This is a genomic window from Hydrogenophaga sp., from assembly GCF_051858985.1.
Lineage (GTDB): Bacteria > Pseudomonadota > Gammaproteobacteria > Burkholderiales > Burkholderiaceae_C > Hydrogenophaga.
Genome location: NZ_JBHYGM010000001.1, coordinates 886,942 through 902,366 on the forward strand (window position 1 = coordinate 886,942; position 15,425 = coordinate 902,366).

Genomic DNA, 15,425 nt, shown 5'->3' on the forward strand with positions numbered 1-15,425 from the left:
ACGTGCAAAAGGCCCGTTTTCTGCGGGCTCGTCACCCGAGCCACCAGGGAATGCGGTCGCGAAACCAGTTGCGCCACCGTTCAGGACTCCACGGTGATGGCCTCAAGCCGGGATCGGGCGCGCCCAGCGCACGCAGCCGCGCCTCCAGAGCGGGCAGCGCTGCCTGGCGCGCGGCCTGCACCGGCGTGAGGTTGTCGAACTCCGAGGGCAGCAGCGGATTTGCGCCATGGTCCAGCAGCAGGGCCGCGACGGCTTCCTGCTTCTCCAGGATGCAGGCCACCAGCGGCGTGGACAAAAACTCGGGATGGGCGTAGTTGACGTCCACCCCGTTTTTCACGTGGTAGCGGACCAGTTCGATGTCCCCCTCGCAGGCGGCCCGGAACAGTTCTTTCCAGTCTCCGCCGGACATTCAGTGTCCCGCCGCACAGCCTTGCGGCTTGAACACGCGGGTGGTGGATGCCGGGTTGTTGGCCAGCCTGGCGGCCGGTCGACGGGGCCGGCGAACCAGTTCGCCGCCGCAGTTGGGGCAGACGCCGTGCAGTCTGTCCTGCGCACAGGCGGTGCAGAAGGTGCACTCGAAAGTGCAGATGAGCGCCTCGGTGGAATCGGGGGGCAGGTCGCGGTTGCAGCATTCGCAGCCGGGTCGAAGTTCGAGCATGGCGGTCCTTCGGGGACGGTTCGGGGGAAAGTTCAGCACTCTAGCGGCCAGGCCCACGAACGGCAATGGCCGTTGCTTCGCTTGCGTCCCGCGTCGGTGGCTCGAATCGACAAGTTCGTGAACCTGCGGGCTTTTTAACAGGCTCCTCCCCTAATCTCGCGGGCGCCCTGCGGCCCCCGCAGGGACCTGCACCCGCTCGCACCGCCCCGGCCGGTCACGCTCGCAGGTCCACCACCGCCGGAGAGGATCCCGACCGATGCCCCACCCGAGCCTTCACCCACCCGAGGCAAACGCTTTCAATGATCGACTCCGGACAGCCCGTGACACGCGCGACCTGCGCCAGGCGATCTGGAACGACGATCAGCCGGCCATCGAGCTCATGCTGGCTCGCGGCGTCGGGAACCTGAACGAGGTCGCCATCGGCAGAACCGCCTTGATGGAGGCCGCTGCACTGGGCAATGACCGTGCCGTGGCAGCGCTCCTGCGCCATGGTGCCAATCCGAACCTGCAGGACCTGAACGGCAGAACGGCGCGGGCGCTTGCGGCCGAGAACGGTCATGAAGCCGTGCTCGCGCGGCTCCATGAACCCAACGTGACCCCAGCGCCGCGCCACTGGACCGAGATCGCCAGGCCAGGGAATGCCGACGTGGCTGAAGCAGTGCGCCGTGAACACGCCTCCCGCCGCCTGAGCCAGTGCATGATTGCCTGAGCGGGCGTTCGTGCCGGCAGCTCAGTGCTCGCGCAGCTTCGCCCGCAGACGGGCGATCGACTGGCTGTGCAACTGGCAGATGCGCGACTCGGTGACGCCGAGCACGGCCGCAATTTCCTTCAGGTTCATGTCGTGTTCGTAGTACATGCTCATGATCTGCTGCTCGCGCTCCGGGAGCACCTTGATCGCAGCCACGAGCGCCGTGCGCATGCGGTGGTCCTGCAGCTTGGCTGACGGGTCGGCCTCGTGGTCGCCCATGTGGCGGTCCAGGAAGCCGTCCTCGTCGTCGCTGTTGCCGCTGATGTCCTCCAGGTACACGAGCTGGGTGCCGCGCACCTTGGCCAGCAGGTGCTGGTAATCCGCCAGGCTCATGCCCATCTCCTCGGCAATCTCGCTCTCGCGCGGCACGCGGTGCAGTTTCTGCTGCAGCCGGTTGACGGCCTGCTCGATGTCTTTCTGGCTCTTGCGCGACCCGCGCGACATCCAGTCGCCTTCGCGCAGCTCGTCGATCATGGCGCCGCGAATGCGCTGGCTTGCAAAGGTTTCGAACTGCACGCCCTGCGTGGGTTCGAAACGGGCGATGGCTTCGGTCAGCCCGATCATGCCGACCTGGATCAGGTCGTCCAGCTCCACGCTGGGTGGCAGCTTTGCGATCATGTGGTGGGCCAGGCGGCGCACCAGCGGGCTGTACTTCTTCAGCTGATCGTCGCGGTTGAGAGTCCCTTTGGCGGTGTACATCTTCAGCTCCACAGAGTTGGGGTCGCACTCGCTCGACCCGCTTGCCAGCCACCCGGCACAAGGCCGTGGTATCCGTTGTTGTCGTTGAGGGCCTTGCGGGGCCGCTCGATGGCGCCGGCCTGCACGCGCCGGGCCCAGCTCGCGGCGGGCCAGGAATCGAGAGACAGCCCCAGGTGGCGTTGCGCGGTGTCGACCACCGTGTTCACCACCACCTGCAGCGATGCGGGGGCGCCGCTGGCCAGCGGCGCGAGCACGGGTGCGAGCCCTGCGGTGTGCAGCAGCTTCACGGCACCGTAGGCGTCGATGCTGGATTGGGGTTGTTCGATCACGGGCACCAGCGCTCGGGCGCCCAGGCCCGGCAGGAGCCCGGCGAGGTCGAACGCGGGGGCGAACAGCAGCACCAGCACACCCGATGCGAACGGGGCGAGCAGGCGGGAAACAGCAGCCTGCGCACCGGCGGCCTGCGCGGTCTCGCCCAGCGTGCGAAGCCCCTGCGCACCCGGCATCACCAGCCAGTCGGCGCCATCGGCAGCGCGCTCCAGGTTGGCGATCGACGGGTCCTGCAGCGCGCGCAACAGGCCCAGATGGGCGCCATCGCGCGTGTCGCGGCTGATCGATTCGTTGGCCGTGGCGTCCACGATGACCACCGCACGGCCCTGCCCAGACAGCGTGGCGGCCAGGGTGCACAACCACTCGTAGGCGCGGGCGGGCTGCGCCGGGCTCGCCACGGGCACCAGGCCCGCGCCGACCGTTGGCGCCTCGGCGCGAAGACCGGCGGCCTGGTCGAAGCCGGGTTCAAACATGCGAAGCCCCCAGCGTGATGCCGCTGGCTGCCGCCGGCGAGAAATAGAAGCCCATGTCGGTGGGCTGGGGGTCGTAGGCCGACTTGCCCTGCGTGGCCATGGACTGGCGAACCAGCGCGGCGGCGTCGGGGTTCTGCCAGTCTTCCGGCACGCGCTGGCCGTTGGCCACGCCGCGCAGGGTCACGCCGTGGCGGATCAGCGCGTCCAGCGCCGGCCCGAGCTTGACGGCTTCGTCGACCTTGGAGAGCACCACGCCATGCAGCTTGCTGGCCTTGAACGTGGTCAGCACCTCATCGAGCGTGTCGCCATGCGAGCCGGCGTTGAGCACCAGCGTCTTCTTCACCGAGGGCATGTCCAGCAGGTCCAGCATGTCCTGCACGCGCTGGTCGCGCTGGCCCAGGCCGGCGGTGTCGATGATCACCATGCGCTTGCCCGAGAGCAGGTTGAGCAGGTCCTTGAGCGCGGCGCGATCCTGCGCCTGATGAGCCACCACACCCAGCATGCGGCCAAAGGCACGCAGTTGTTCGTAGCCGGACACGCGGTAGGTGTCGAGCGTGACCAGGCCCACGCTGCCCGCGCCGAACTGCTTGACGCACTGGGCGGCCAGCTTAGCGGCGGTGGTGGTCTTGCCCACGCCGGTCGCACCGATCAGCGAGACCACGCCACCTTCGTCGCACAGGCTGGCGCCGGAGGCCGCCACCTTCACGTTGCGGGTGATCACGTCCATGAGCCAGCGCACCGCTTCAGGCGCTGCAGCATCGGTCGGCACGCGCTCGAGCACGGCGCGTGACATCGCGGGCGAAAAGCCGGCGCGGATCAGCTTGAGCATCAGGTTGGACTGGATCGGGTTCTGGCGTGAGGAGCCCAGCCAGGCCAGCGTGTTGAAGCGCTCTTCGATCATGTCCTTGAGCGCCGAGAGCTCCACCGCCATGCGGCTGTTGTCCTGGCTGGCGAAGCGCGTGGACGGTTGCGAATCTTCCCAGGCGGGCCCGGGATTGGCGCGTGTGCGGATGGGCTGGGGCGAACGCGGCAGCAGGGCTTCGGGGTCGTTGAAGCGCTGCACCGGCACGCTGATGGGCTCGGCAGCGGGAGCGGGCATGGGTGCCACGGGCTGCGCCACGGCAGCACGGCGCGGCGGATCGAAAGGTTCGGGCGCAGCGGGAGCAGCCCCGTCGTGCAGCGCGGCGCGGCGCTTGCGCAGCATGCGTTCACGCACGTAGTCCTGGAACGACAGCGTGCTCATCGCCATGGCTTCGGTGTCGCTGGAAACGGAGTCCGTGGCAACGGGCACAGCGGCAGGCTGGGTGCGCACCGCCGGCGCCGGACGCTGGGCGGGTGCGGGCTTCTGGCCCTGGTCGGCCAGGTTGGCCAGGCTTTCCTCGGCGGCGGCCATCACCTCGAAACCTTCGCCGGTGGAGCGCGTGGAGAGGATGACGGCGCTGTCACCGAAGGACAGGCGCGCCTTGGCCATGGCCTCGCGCGAGGTGGGAGCGGTGAAGCGCTGGATGTTCATGCTGCGAGTTCTCCAAGAATCGGGCCAATGCGGATGAGGTGGGTTTCAGGAATTTCGCTGTGCGCCAGCACCTGCAGGCGCGGAGCGGCCCGGCGCAGCAGTCGCGCCATGGCGTTGCGGATGGCGTCGGGCACCAGCAGGCAGGCGGGCACGCCCTTTTCTTCCTGACGGTTGGCGATGTCGGTGGCGGATTTGCTCAGCATCTCGGCCACGCCGGGATCGAGCGCGCCATTGGCGGCACCCGAGAGGGCCTGCATCAGCAGACGCTCCAGGCCGGGCTCGATGGCGATGACTTCGAGCTCCTTCACCGGGCCGTAGATCTGCTGGACGATGGCCGGCGCCAGGGCCATGCGCACGCGGCGGGCGAGCTCGACCGGGTCGGTGGTGGCGGTGGCGTGCTCGGCCAGGGCTTCGATGATGGTGCGGATGTCGCGCACATGCACCGACTCTTCCAGCAGCAGCTGAAGCACTTTCTGGAAGGTGGCAACCGGGACCATCTTGGGCACGACTTCTTCAATCAGTTTGGGGGCCAGGCGGGTGACGTGTTCAACGAGGTCCTGGGTCTCCGTCCGGCTGAGCAAGCGCGCGGCCTGGACTTGCATCAAGTGTGAAAGATGCGTCGCCAGCACAGTCTCGGAATCAACCACCGTAAAACCGGCCATTTGCGCGCTCTCGCGCTGCTTTTCATCGATCCAGTGCGCGGGCAGGCCGAAGGCCGGGTCGGTGGTGGGCGTGCCGATCAGGGGTGTGCCGATGCCACCGGGGTCGATCGCCAGGAACATGCCCGGGAACACCTCGCCCTCGCCGACCACCACGCCGCGCAGCGTGATGCGGTAGCCGCTGGGGCGCAGCTCCAGGTTGTCGCGCACGTGCACGGCGGGCGGCAGAAAGCCGACCTCCTGCGCGAACTTCTTGCGCACGCCCTTGATGCGCGTGAGCAGGTCGCCCTGGCGGGTCTTGTCCACCATGGCAATCAACCGGTAGCCGAGTTCCAGGCCCAGCAGGTCCACGGGCTGGAGGTCGTCCCAGGTGGCTTCGCCATCGCCCTGCGGGGCGGCCACCTCGGGCGCGGGCGCCGGGCGCATGTCCACCTGGTGACGCCACCACGCGGCCGCACCGAACGCGGCGGCGAACAGCAGGAAGAACACATGCGGCATGCCGGGCACCACGCCGAGCGCGAACAGCACGGCGGCGACGATGGTCAGGACCTTGGTGGAGAGGAACATCTGTTCCATTACCTGCACGCCGAGGTCTTCGTCCTTGCCCACACGGGACACCACCATGGCCGCAGCCACCGAGATCAGCAGCGAGGGAATCTGCGCCACCAGCGCGTCGCCCACGGCCAGCAGGATGTAGCTGTCCGCCGCCTGGCTCAGGGAGAGCCCGTGCTGCAGCATGCCCACCGCAAAGCCGCCAATGATGTTGAGGATCAGGATCAGGATGCCGGCGATGGCGTCGCCGCGCACGAACTTGGCGGCACCGTCCATGGAGCCGAAGAAGTTGGCTTCCTCACCCACTTCGGCGCGGCGGCGCTTGGCTTCCTTCTCGTCGATCAGGCCGGCGTTCAGGTCGGCGTCGATGGCCATCTGCTTGCCGGGCATGGCGTCCAGCGTGAAGCGCGCCGACACCTCGGCAATGCGCTCGGAACCCTTGGTGATCACCACGAAGTTGATCACCACCAGGATCACGAAGACGATGAAGCCGACCGCGAAGTTGCCACCGATCAGGAAATGGCCGAAGGCCTCGATCACCGCACCGGCCGCGCCCGGGCCGGTGTGGCCTTCGAGAAGCACCACCCGGGTGGAGGCCACGTTGAGCGAGAGACGCAGCAGCGTGGTGAGCAGCAGCACGGTGGGGAACACCGAGAAGTCGAGCGGACGCCGCATGTAGGCCGCCACCATCATCACCACCAGAGCCAGGGCGATGTTGAGCGTGAAGAAGGTGTCCAGCAGCCAGGTGGGCAGCGGCAGCACCATCATCGAGAGGATGGTGATGACCAGCATCGGGGCGGCCAGGCCACCGGCCCAGCCGGCGTTGCGCCGGAGCCATTGCTGCAAGGGTTGCAGGGCGTTCATTCAGTGTCCTTCTGTGCAGAGGATTTCTTGAAGTGCGGATCGAGTTCGGGCGGCACCTGCGGGGTGGGCATGTCGCCAGGCATGGCGCCCACGCCTTTCATGGCGGCCTTGAGCTGGTAGACGTAGGCCAGCACCTGCGCCACCGCGGTGTAGAGGGCCGAGGGGATCTCGTCGTCGATCTCGGCATGCGCGTACAGCGCGCGCGCCAGCATGGGTGACTGCAGCACGGGAATCTTGTGCTCGCGCGCGACGTCGCGGATCTTCATGGCGATGAGGTCGGCGCCCTTGGCGATCACGCGCGGCGCGTTCATGCTGGCGTCGTCGTAGCGGATGGCCACCGCGTAGTGGGTCGGGTTCATCACCACGAGGTCGGCCTTGGGCACGGCACCCACGCTGTTGCGCTGGGCCATCTCGCGCTGGCGGGCGCGGCGTTGCGACTTCACATGCGGATCGCCTTCGGCTTCCTTGTGTTCGCGCTTGACTTCCTCGTGCGACATGCGCAGGCGGTGGCCGTGCAGGAACTTCTGCGCGGGCACGTCGATGATGGCAAAGAAGACCACCACCAGGAGCAGCAGGCTCACGCCGAGCGTCATCCAGCTGCCCAGCTGGCCCAGCGCGGATTCGAGCGGCTGCATGACCAGGGTGCCGAAGAGTTCGACGTGGGCCGCGATGAACTGCCAGGCGACAACGCCGACCACAGCGGTGATGCCGGCGAGCTTGGCGGTGTCGACGAGTTGCTGTTTGGAGAACAGGCGGCCGATGCCGGCCAGGGGGTTGAGGCGATTGAGATCGGGGGTGATGGGCTTGGTGCTGAGGGTCCAGCTGCCGGAGGCGACCACCGCCGCCATGGCGATGGCGAGCACGAGCAGGCCCAGGGGCAGGTAGAGCATGAGCCCTTGCGAGAAGCCGTCGACAAGCCGCTGCAGGGCCAGTTCGGGCTGCTGCAGGGCCTGGTGGTCAAAGGTGAGCTGGTTGCGCAGGCTGGTGCGAAGCTGCTCGAAGCCCATGGGGGCGAAGGCCAGCAGCACCAGGGCACCGCCGCCGAGCACGGCCAGGTTGGACAGGTCCTTGGAGCGCGCAACCTGGCCGTCGTCGCGGGCCTTTTTCAGGCGCTGCGCGGAGGCGGGTAGGTTCTTGTCCTGACTGGAAGATTCCATGGCTCGGTTTCATGCGATCGATGAAACCGATTCTGGAAGTTGGGCGGGAAAACTAAAGGGGAATAAGACAGGGTGCGGGGGCTCTTTTCTCGCCTGCACCTCGCGTTGCTTGAGCACGCCGGTCGCTCTGTTCCGCGAATGTCCTCCGGCGGCTGGAGGCCGCCTCCCCCTTTATTTCGCTCCACAGAGCGACCGACGCGCTCAAGCTTGGGGAGGGGGCTGGCGTTCTTCGGCTTTTCAGAAGCCCAGGCTGGCAAGCAGATCGTCGACCTGCTTCTGATCGTTCACCACATCGGTGCGACCTTCCGGGTTGACCACCGGGCCTGCCAGCTCGATGGCGTGGTCCTGGCCAGGCTGGCCAGAAGGTGCGGATTGCAGCAGCAGGCTGAGCAATTGTTCTTCGATGGTGCCGGCCAGTTGCACCACGCGGGCGATCACCTGGCCCGTGAGGTCGTGGAAGTCCTGCGCCATCATGATGTCGGTCAGGCGGGCGTCGGTCTTCTCGCTGGTGGCCACCATCTCCTCGGACCATTCCAGCAGTTCCGGCATGGCCCGTGCCAGACCTGGCACGCGGGTGATGGTGCTGGCCAGCTGGCGACCGCGTTCGGCAATGAGGTTCTGCTCGGCCTTGGCCAGCTCCACGTGGTTGAGCACCTTCTCGGCGGCTTCACCCGTGAGGCGGGCAATGTACGAGAGGCGGCTCTGCGCGTCGGGCAACTGGTCGACCGTGCCCTTGAGCTTGTCGGTGTAGCCCAGTTCCTTCAGGGCTTCGTGCAGTTGTCGGGTGATGGAGCCGAGCTGCTGGAACATGGCGGGGCTGCCTGAGGCAGCTTCTTCTTCGCGTTCAATCATGGTGAGGTGCTCCTTCAAAGGCCGAGCTTCTTGAAGATGTTGGCGAGCTTGTCTTCCAGCGTGGCCTTGGTGAAGGGCTTGACGATGTAGCCGGCGGCGCCGTTCTGCGCGGCCATCACGATGTCTTCCTTGCGGGCTTCGGCCGTGACCATCAGCACCGGCAGGTGCTTGAGCTTCTCGTCCTTCTTGATCTCGGCCAGCAGCTCGAACCCGTTCATGTTCGGCATGTTGATGTCGGAGACGACGAAGTTGAACGCGCCGTTGCGCAACTTGTTGAGCGCGGCGACACCGTCCTCGGCCTCGTCGGCATCGGCATGGCCGATTTCCTTGAGCAGGTTGCGCACGATGCGGCGCATGGTGGAGAAGTCGTCAACGATCAGGAATTTCATCGGGCTGGTCATGGAGGCCTCCGTGGGAGGAAAGAAGCGGGGGAATCGGGACGGGCGTTTCAGACACCAGGCCGTGTGGGGGTTTTCGTCAGTTCGGCGGGAATCTGAAGCGCGGTGGTGGCCGTGGCCTCAGGCGGGACCGCCACGGCGGCCACCGGCTGGGGAGCGGGCGCTGGCGTCGGAGCCAAGGCAGGCGCCGGTGCAGGCGCCACCGCTGGCGTGGCGGGCGAGGTGCCCTGCAGCATGCGCTCCTCGGCCTCGCGCGTCATCACCACGATGCTGATGCGTCGGTTGATCGGGTCGGTGGGGGTCTCGGGACGCAGCAGGCGGCTGGAGGCCAGGCCTTCGACGCGGCGCAGCTTGTCGTCCGGCAGGCCGCCGGCCATGAGTTCGCGGCGCGAGGCGTTGGCGCGGTCGGCCGAGAGTTCCCAGTTGCTGTAGCCGCGCTCGCCGCTGCCATAGGGCGTGGCATCGGTGTGGCCCGCGAGTGCGATGCGGTTCTCCACGTCGCCCAGTGCGGTGCCGATCTCGCGCAGGATGTCGCGCATGTAGGGTTTCACCAGCGCCGAACCCGTGTCGAACATCGGCCGGTTCTGCTGGTCGACGATCTGGATGTGCAGACCGTCGGCCGTCTTCTCCAGCTGGATCTGCGAGCCATATTCAGACAGCTTGGGGTTGTTCTGGATCAGCGTGGAGATCTTGCGCTCCAGCGTGTCGAGTCGTGCGGCGTCCTGGCGCATCTGTTCGTTGCGCGCCATCTGCGCGCCCATCAGCTTGGCCGCGCGCTCCGAATCGCCGCTGTCCATCTGGCCGAAGGCCTTGCTCAGGTCGCGCCCGCCGCCGGGCAGGATGCTGCTGCTGTTGCCGGTGCCGGGCCCGCCCATGAGCGACACCTTGACCGGGTTGGCGAAATAGCTGGCGATTCCCTGCAGTTCGCCCTTGGCCGTGGAGCCCAGCAGCCACATGAGCAGGAAGAACGCCATCATGGCCGTCACGAAGTCGGCATACGCAATCTTCCATGCTCCCCCATGCGCCGCATGCCCACCCTTCTTGATGCGCTTGACGATGATGGGTTGAAGTTTTTTGCCGTCGCCAGCCATGATGTTCGTTCCCTGGAGGCCTTACTTCTTTTTCACATGCGTCTCGAGCTCGCTGAAGGTCGGTCGCACGTCGGCGAACAGGACCTTGCGACCGAACTCGATGGCGGTGAGTGGCGCGTAGCCCTGCATGCTCGAGAGCAGCGTGGTCTTCACGCACAGCAGTTCCTTGGCGCTCTCTTCCACCTTCTGGTCCATGAGGCCGCCGAGCGGCTCGAAGACGCCGTAGGCCAGCAGGATCCCGAGGAAGGTACCCACCAGCGCAGAACCGATCATGGCGCCGAGCACGGCGGGCGGCTGGCCGACCGAACCCATGGTGTTCACCACCCCGAGCACGGCCGCCACGATGCCGAAGGCGGGCAGACCACCGGCCAGACGACCGATGGCGGCCACCGGCGCGTGCGCTTCCTGGTGGTGCGTTTCGATCTCGGCATCCATCAGCGACTCGATCTCGTGCGCATTCAGGTTGCCCGAGACCATCATGCGCAGGTAGTCCGTGATGAACTCGACCACATGGTGATCGGCGGCGATGGTGGGGTATTTCTTGAACAGCGCGGACTCGTGCGGGTTCTCCACATCCTGCTCGATGGCCATCAGGCCTTCCTTGCGGGCTTTCTGCAGGATGTCGAACTGCAGCGCGAGCAGTTCCATGTAGCGCGCCTTGGTGTAACGGCTGCCCTTGAAGCAGGTGGCCAGGCCCTTGAACGAGGCCTTGACCACTTTCATCTGGTTGTTGATCAGAAACGCACCGAGGGCCGCGCCCAGGATGGTCGTCATCTCGAAGGGCAAGGCCTTGAGCACGACGCCGATGTTGCCCCCGTGCATGATGAACACGCCGAAGATGCACAGCATCGAGACCACGAAACCAATGATGACGAACATGTTCTTGAGCCTGGAAGAGGACGCGAACCCATCGGGCGCGCGTGACTTGGAGGGTTTCCTTTTCTATCGACCAACTCTAGGGGCGATTGAGCCGGTCCATAAACGCGAAATGGACCCACATCGGGGTCCATTTCAAGATTTGAAGCAGCTTGCCGTTCAGTGCAGGCGGAGACCGCCGTTGGCGCTGCCCTTGCCGGCACGTGCGGGCGGCTGGCACAGGCCGCAGGTGAAATGGCGGTTCTCGTAGGGCTCGGTCACGAAGTGGCCGCCGCAGCAGGAGCACTTGGTCAGCGTGAGCATGCCGTTGTCGACGAACTTCACCAGGCGCCAGGCGCGGGTGACGGAGAGCAGTGGCTCGATGGCGCTGGCCTGCATCTGCTCGCTGTAGAGACGGAAGGCCTTGATGACCGTGTCGATCTCTTCCAGTTCGCTCGTCTTGGAGAGGTATTCGTGGATGTTGAGGAACAGCGAGGCGTGGATGTTGGGCTGCCACGTCAGGAACCAGTCGGTGGAGAAAGGCAGCTGGCCCTTGGAAGGCGACTTGCCGGCCACTTCCTTGTACAGGCGCAGCAGGCGCTCGTAGGACAGGCTGGTTTCGTACTCCAGAACCTGCAGGCGCGCGCCGAGCTGAATCAGGGAAACCGCGCGCTCGATGTCACGCGATTCGTTGAGGATGCTCTTGCCTGCGGCCATGGTCGGCTCCTGGAAATGAATGAGAAGAGGAAATCAGTTGGCCGTGACGGCCATCGACTCGGCAAACCGGCCGGCCATCAGGATGCTGGCGTGCAGTTGCGTGGTGGTGCTGTTGTCCACCTTCTTCACGTTGTGGCTGGTGAGCAGGTTCCACACCAGGTCGTCGTCGACGCGGAAGCGGCAGAGCAGCATGTTGCTCGATGCGATCTTCAGCAGTTGGGCGGTGGACAGCATGCCCAGCAGGTCGGCGGCTTCCTCGGTCAGGCCCAGGCGATACAGGGCTTCGGCGCGGTCCTTGCGGATCAGGTTCTGCGCCAGCATCAGGTAGGTCAGATTGGCTTCGCGGATTTCGGCCAAGAGTTGTTCGCTGTCCATGTGGGGCTCCTTCGGTGGAATCTGCTTGCTGGCGGTGTGCCTGCGGTGTGCGTTTCCGATGTGTGTAATTGTGTCGACCGGTAAAGATTCTTGAATCGGTGAAACGCTGTAAGCGCTGTCAGGAGCGCACTGTGGCGATGTCAGCGCAATGCCTACACCTTTGGTTCTCACTTCCGGCCTATTCGTGACGCGCTCCACGAACCAGGGGCCGAAAGAGGCGAACTGGGCGACTCCCCCCGGCCTGTTCGGCGCAATGAAAAACAGGCGGGGCTAAAGAATCCCTGCATGTCACCGAAATTGAAACCAACGAACTTCTAAAACAGGTTCGTCGTCCGGCAAGTGCAAGTGGCGAGACGGTGACAGACCCCAGGGGGGTGCGCCGATGAGATACGCCCAGCTCCGGTCATGGCGGCCAGCCCTCTGGCTGGCGTTGAGATTGGCAGCAATGCCGGATTACTTTTTATCCACCTTTAGGAGTTAGTCATGACGACCATCAACACGAACGTTCAGTCCCTGAATGCCCAACGCAACCTGGCCACCTCGTCCGGTTCGCTCTCCACCTCCATGCAGCGCCTGTCTTCCGGCCTTCGCGTGAACAGCTCGAAGGACGACGCCGCTGGCCTGTCCATCGCCACCCGCATGGACGCTCAGGTCCGTGGCATGAACGTGGCCATCCGCAACTCGAACGACGCGATCTCTTTCGCACAGACGGCCGACGGCTCGCTGGGCAAGATCGGCGACGCACTGCAGCGCATGCGTGAACTGGCTGTGCAGGGCGCCAACGGCGTGAACCAGACCGGTGACCTGGCCAACCTCGACGCGGAATACCAGCAGCTCGTGGCCGAAGTGACCCGCCTGGGCACCTCCACCCGCTTCAACGGCGCCGCTGTCTTCGGCACCGCCATCACGTTCCAGGTGGGTGCGAACTCCACCGACACCATCGCCGTCGCCGCCGTGGCTGCGCCCACCATCGCCGGTGCCGTGGCCACCACCGCAGGTGCCACCGCCGCCATCGGCCTGATCGACACCGCCCTGGACACGGTCAACACGAACCGCGCCACGCTGGGTGCCGTGCAGAACCGTTTTGAATCGGTGGTGAGCAACCTGCGCATCGCTTCGGAAAACCAGGCAGCTGCCCGCGGCCGCATCATGGACGCCGACTTCGCCACGGAAACGTCGAACCTGTCGCGCGGCCAGATCCTGCAACAGGCCGGCACCGCCATGGTGGCCCAGGCCAACCAGCTGCCCCAGGGCGTGCTGGCCCTGCTGCGCTGATCGGTCCTTCCGATCCGCAAAACCGCCGCGAGCCTGCTCGCGGCGTCCCGGGCGGCGAAGCACACCGTTGCTTTCGCCGCCTCGGCCTTTGCGGGATGCACAGACCGCATGCAACCGCGTGCGGTGCGTCCATCCTGAGGAAGCGAACATGGCCACCATCTCATCTCCCGGCATCGGCAGCGGCCTCGATGTGCAGAACATCGTCTCGCAACTGGTCGCCATCGAAAAGGCGCCGCTCAAGCAGCTGGAGACCCAGGCCACGTCGTTCAAGACCAAGCTCTCGGTCTACGGCACCATCAAATCGCAGGTGTCGGCACTCGGCGACGCTGCGGCCAAGCTCTCCACCTCTGCGGGCTGGAACGCCGTCACCAGCACCTCGTCCAATCCTTCGGCCGTGAGCGTCACGGCCGCTGCCGGCGCTGCCGCCACCGGCCTCACGCTGGAAGTGCAGCAACTGGCCCGCGCGCAGTCCACCGCCTCCACCGCGGTTCCCACCGACAGCGCCATGGGCGGGGGCACCATGACCATCTCGCTGGGCACCTGGTCGGGCGGGGCCTTCACGGCCGGCACGGGCACGCCGGTGAACATCACCATCAACCCCGGGCAGGACACGCTCACGGCCATCGCCGCCCGCATCAACGAAGCCGGCGCCGGCGTGAGCGCCACCGTGCTGCGCGACGCCTCGGGCGAACGCCTGCTGATGCGCTCGTCCACCACCGGCGAGGCCAACGGCTTCCGCATCGAAGTCGCCGAGAGCGGTGGCGCCGGCCTGTCGCGCCTGGCCTACGATGGTTCGGGCGCCGGCATGACCCAGACCCGGGCCGCGCAGAACGCGCTGGCCACCATCAACGGGGTGGCGGTGGTCTCCGCCACCAACCGCATGACGGACACGCTGCCCGGCCTGACCGTGCAGCTCTCGCAGGTGACGACCGCGCCGGTGGAGATCGACGTGAGCATCGACCCCGAGGGCGCGCGCAAGAACATCCAGACTTTCATCGACGCCTACAACGCCCTGACCAAGACCCTGGCCGATGCCACCCGCTACGACCCCACGTCGAAATCGGCCGGCGCGCTCCAGGGCGATGGCACGGCTGTGGGCCTGCAGAACGCGCTGCGCAGCATGATGCGCTCGGTCACCGCCAGCAGCCCCTTCGAACGCCTGGCCGACGTCGGCATCGAAGCCAAGAGCGGTGGCGAGCTGAGCCTCAACGCCACGAAGTTCGACGCCGCCCTGACCACCAACTACGAAGGCCTTCGGCAGCTGTTCACGGTGGCCAACGCCAACCCGACCTCACAGGGCTTCGGCCTGAAGATCCGGACCTTTGCCCAGGGATTGATCGACTCCGACGGCGTGGTCAGCGCCCGTTCGGAAGCGATCCAGAACGCGCTCACGCGCAACGGCAAGGAGCAGGACAAGGTCAACGACCGCGCCGCGCGCGCCGAGGTGCGTCTGCTGGCCCAGTACAACGCCATGGACGCCAACGTGGGCAGGCTCAGCGGGCTCAATGCGTTCGTGACCCAGCAGATCGCGCTCTGGAACAAGAGCACGGCTTAACGCGGAACACCCCCCTGCGCCGCTTCGCGGCTTCCCCCCTCTCTGGCGCGCCTTCGGCGCTGGGAGGGGAGGACGACAGCTTGGGCCGGCGGAGCCGGACCCTTGCTGTCCCTGGACAGGGACACCTCATGCTGACGGGAATGAAACATGAACTTTTCGCCTCCATTTCATCGTCCGGAACCTACAGTCGTGCGGTCGGTTGCCGATACTGAAAGGTATCAAGCACAAGGAACCGACGCCATGTTCACCTCAGTCAGCACACGCGCTTCATCTGCCTACAAACGGGTTGCCGCCGAGACCGGCGTGCAGGGTGCCGACGCGCACCACCTGGTGGGCTTGCTGTTCGATGCCCTCGTGCAGTCGCTCAACCAGGCGCGCGGCGCCCTGGAGCGCGGCGAGATCGACGTCAAGGGCGCTTCGCTCGTGAAGGCGGTGCGCATCCTGGAAGAGGGCCTCAAGCCGGGCCTGAACCTGCGCGAAGGCGGCGAACTGGCGGGCAACCTGCACCGGCTCTACGACTACGGGATCCAGCGCCTGACCCAGGCCAACCTGCGCAACGACGGCGCGGCCATTGCCGAGGTGGTGGGCCTGATCGAACCGATCGCCCAGTCCTGGCAACAGATCCGGGGCGCCGTCCCCGCACGGGGAGCCTGA

General features: G+C 66.2%; 17 protein-coding genes. 4 read left to right on the forward strand and 13 right to left on the reverse strand.

Annotation, left to right across the window (positions count from 1 at the left end):
• Positions 1-31: 31 nt before the first annotated feature.
• Entirely contained in the window at positions 32-409 is a 378-nt protein-coding gene (locus ACTIEY_RS04335) for an ankyrin repeat domain-containing protein (RefSeq protein ID WP_439517856.1), read from the reverse strand.
• A complete protein-coding gene (locus ACTIEY_RS04340) occupies positions 410-658 on the reverse strand; it encodes a DUF1272 domain-containing protein (protein WP_439517857.1) in 249 nt (82 codons plus the stop codon).
• 256 nt (positions 659-914) lie between these two features.
• Here ACTIEY_RS04340 and ACTIEY_RS04345 point away from each other — a divergent pair, with 256 nt between their 5' ends.
• Entirely contained in the window at positions 915-1,367 is a 453-nt protein-coding gene (locus ACTIEY_RS04345) for an ankyrin repeat domain-containing protein (protein WP_439517858.1), read from the forward strand.
• A 21-nt stretch (positions 1,368-1,388) separates the two neighbouring features.
• Here ACTIEY_RS04345 and ACTIEY_RS04350 read toward each other — a convergent pair whose 3' ends face one another.
• The 11 genes from ACTIEY_RS04350 to flhD form a co-directional block, all read right to left on the reverse strand.
• Positions 1,389-2,105, reverse strand: coding sequence for an RNA polymerase sigma factor FliA (locus tag ACTIEY_RS04350; RefSeq protein WP_439517859.1), 717 nt, complete (start codon positions 2,103-2,105; stop codon positions 1,389-1,391).
• A 2-nt stretch (positions 2,106-2,107) separates the two neighbouring features.
• Positions 2,108-2,908: a hypothetical protein gene (locus ACTIEY_RS04355; RefSeq protein ID WP_439517860.1), complete on the reverse strand. Its 801-nt coding sequence runs from the start codon at positions 2,906-2,908 to the stop codon at positions 2,108-2,110.
• The gene (gene flhF / locus ACTIEY_RS04360; RefSeq protein ID WP_439517861.1) at positions 2,901-4,421 is read right to left on the reverse strand and encodes a flagellar biosynthesis protein FlhF; all 1,521 of its coding nucleotides are present in this window, start codon (positions 4,419-4,421) and stop codon (positions 2,901-2,903) included. Before flhF ends, ACTIEY_RS04355 begins: the two co-directional genes overlap by 8 nt.
• The gene (gene flhA, locus ACTIEY_RS04365; protein WP_439517862.1) at positions 4,418-6,496 is read right to left on the reverse strand and encodes a flagellar biosynthesis protein FlhA; all 2,079 of its coding nucleotides are present in this window, start codon (positions 6,494-6,496) and stop codon (positions 4,418-4,420) included. The genes flhF and flhA overlap by 4 nt, the downstream gene beginning before the upstream one ends.
• Positions 6,493-7,653 (reverse strand): EscU/YscU/HrcU family type III secretion system export apparatus switch protein, encoded by a 1,161-nt coding sequence (locus ACTIEY_RS04370; RefSeq protein WP_439517863.1) that lies wholly within the window; start codon positions 7,651-7,653, stop codon positions 6,493-6,495. Before ACTIEY_RS04370 ends, flhA begins: the two co-directional genes overlap by 4 nt.
• A gap of 237 nt (positions 7,654-7,890) precedes the next feature.
• A complete protein-coding gene (locus tag ACTIEY_RS04375; protein ID WP_439517864.1) occupies positions 7,891-8,505 on the reverse strand; it encodes a protein phosphatase CheZ in 615 nt (204 codons plus the stop codon).
• 14 nt (positions 8,506-8,519) lie between these two features.
• Complete coding sequence (gene cheY, locus ACTIEY_RS04380; RefSeq protein WP_439517865.1) at positions 8,520-8,906, reverse strand: chemotaxis response regulator CheY; 387 nt, start codon at positions 8,904-8,906, stop codon at positions 8,520-8,522.
• 47 nt (positions 8,907-8,953) lie between these two features.
• On the reverse strand, positions 8,954-9,994 hold the full coding sequence (motB, locus tag ACTIEY_RS04385) for a flagellar motor protein MotB (RefSeq protein ID WP_439517866.1): 1,041 nt from the start codon (positions 9,992-9,994) through the stop codon (positions 8,954-8,956).
• A gap of 21 nt (positions 9,995-10,015) precedes the next feature.
• Positions 10,016-10,873: a flagellar motor stator protein MotA gene (gene motA / locus ACTIEY_RS04390; RefSeq protein ID WP_439517867.1), complete on the reverse strand. Its 858-nt coding sequence runs from the start codon at positions 10,871-10,873 to the stop codon at positions 10,016-10,018.
• Between the two features lie 156 nt (positions 10,874-11,029).
• Positions 11,030-11,566: a flagellar transcriptional regulator FlhC gene (gene flhC, locus ACTIEY_RS04395; RefSeq protein ID WP_439517868.1), complete on the reverse strand. Its 537-nt coding sequence runs from the start codon at positions 11,564-11,566 to the stop codon at positions 11,030-11,032.
• 33 nt (positions 11,567-11,599) lie between these two features.
• Positions 11,600-11,941: a flagellar transcriptional regulator FlhD gene (flhD, locus tag ACTIEY_RS04400; RefSeq protein ID WP_439517869.1), complete on the reverse strand. Its 342-nt coding sequence runs from the start codon at positions 11,939-11,941 to the stop codon at positions 11,600-11,602.
• A 483-nt stretch (positions 11,942-12,424) separates the two neighbouring features.
• On the opposite strand from flhD, the gene ACTIEY_RS04405 reads away from it, so the two are divergent.
• The 3 genes from ACTIEY_RS04405 (at position 12,425) to fliS (ending at position 15,425) form a co-directional block, all read left to right on the forward strand.
• Entirely contained in the window at positions 12,425-13,216 is a 792-nt protein-coding gene (locus ACTIEY_RS04405) for a flagellin N-terminal helical domain-containing protein (RefSeq protein ID WP_439517870.1), read from the forward strand.
• Positions 13,217-13,364: 148 nt separating this feature from the next.
• A complete protein-coding gene (gene fliD / locus ACTIEY_RS04410; protein WP_439517871.1) occupies positions 13,365-14,771 on the forward strand; it encodes a flagellar filament capping protein FliD in 1,407 nt (468 codons plus the stop codon).
• Between the two features lie 240 nt (positions 14,772-15,011).
• Positions 15,012-15,425 carry a flagellar export chaperone FliS gene (gene fliS / locus ACTIEY_RS04415; protein ID WP_439517872.1) on the forward strand — a complete coding sequence of 138 codons (414 nt, stop codon included), beginning with the start codon at positions 15,012-15,014 and terminating at the stop codon, positions 15,423-15,425.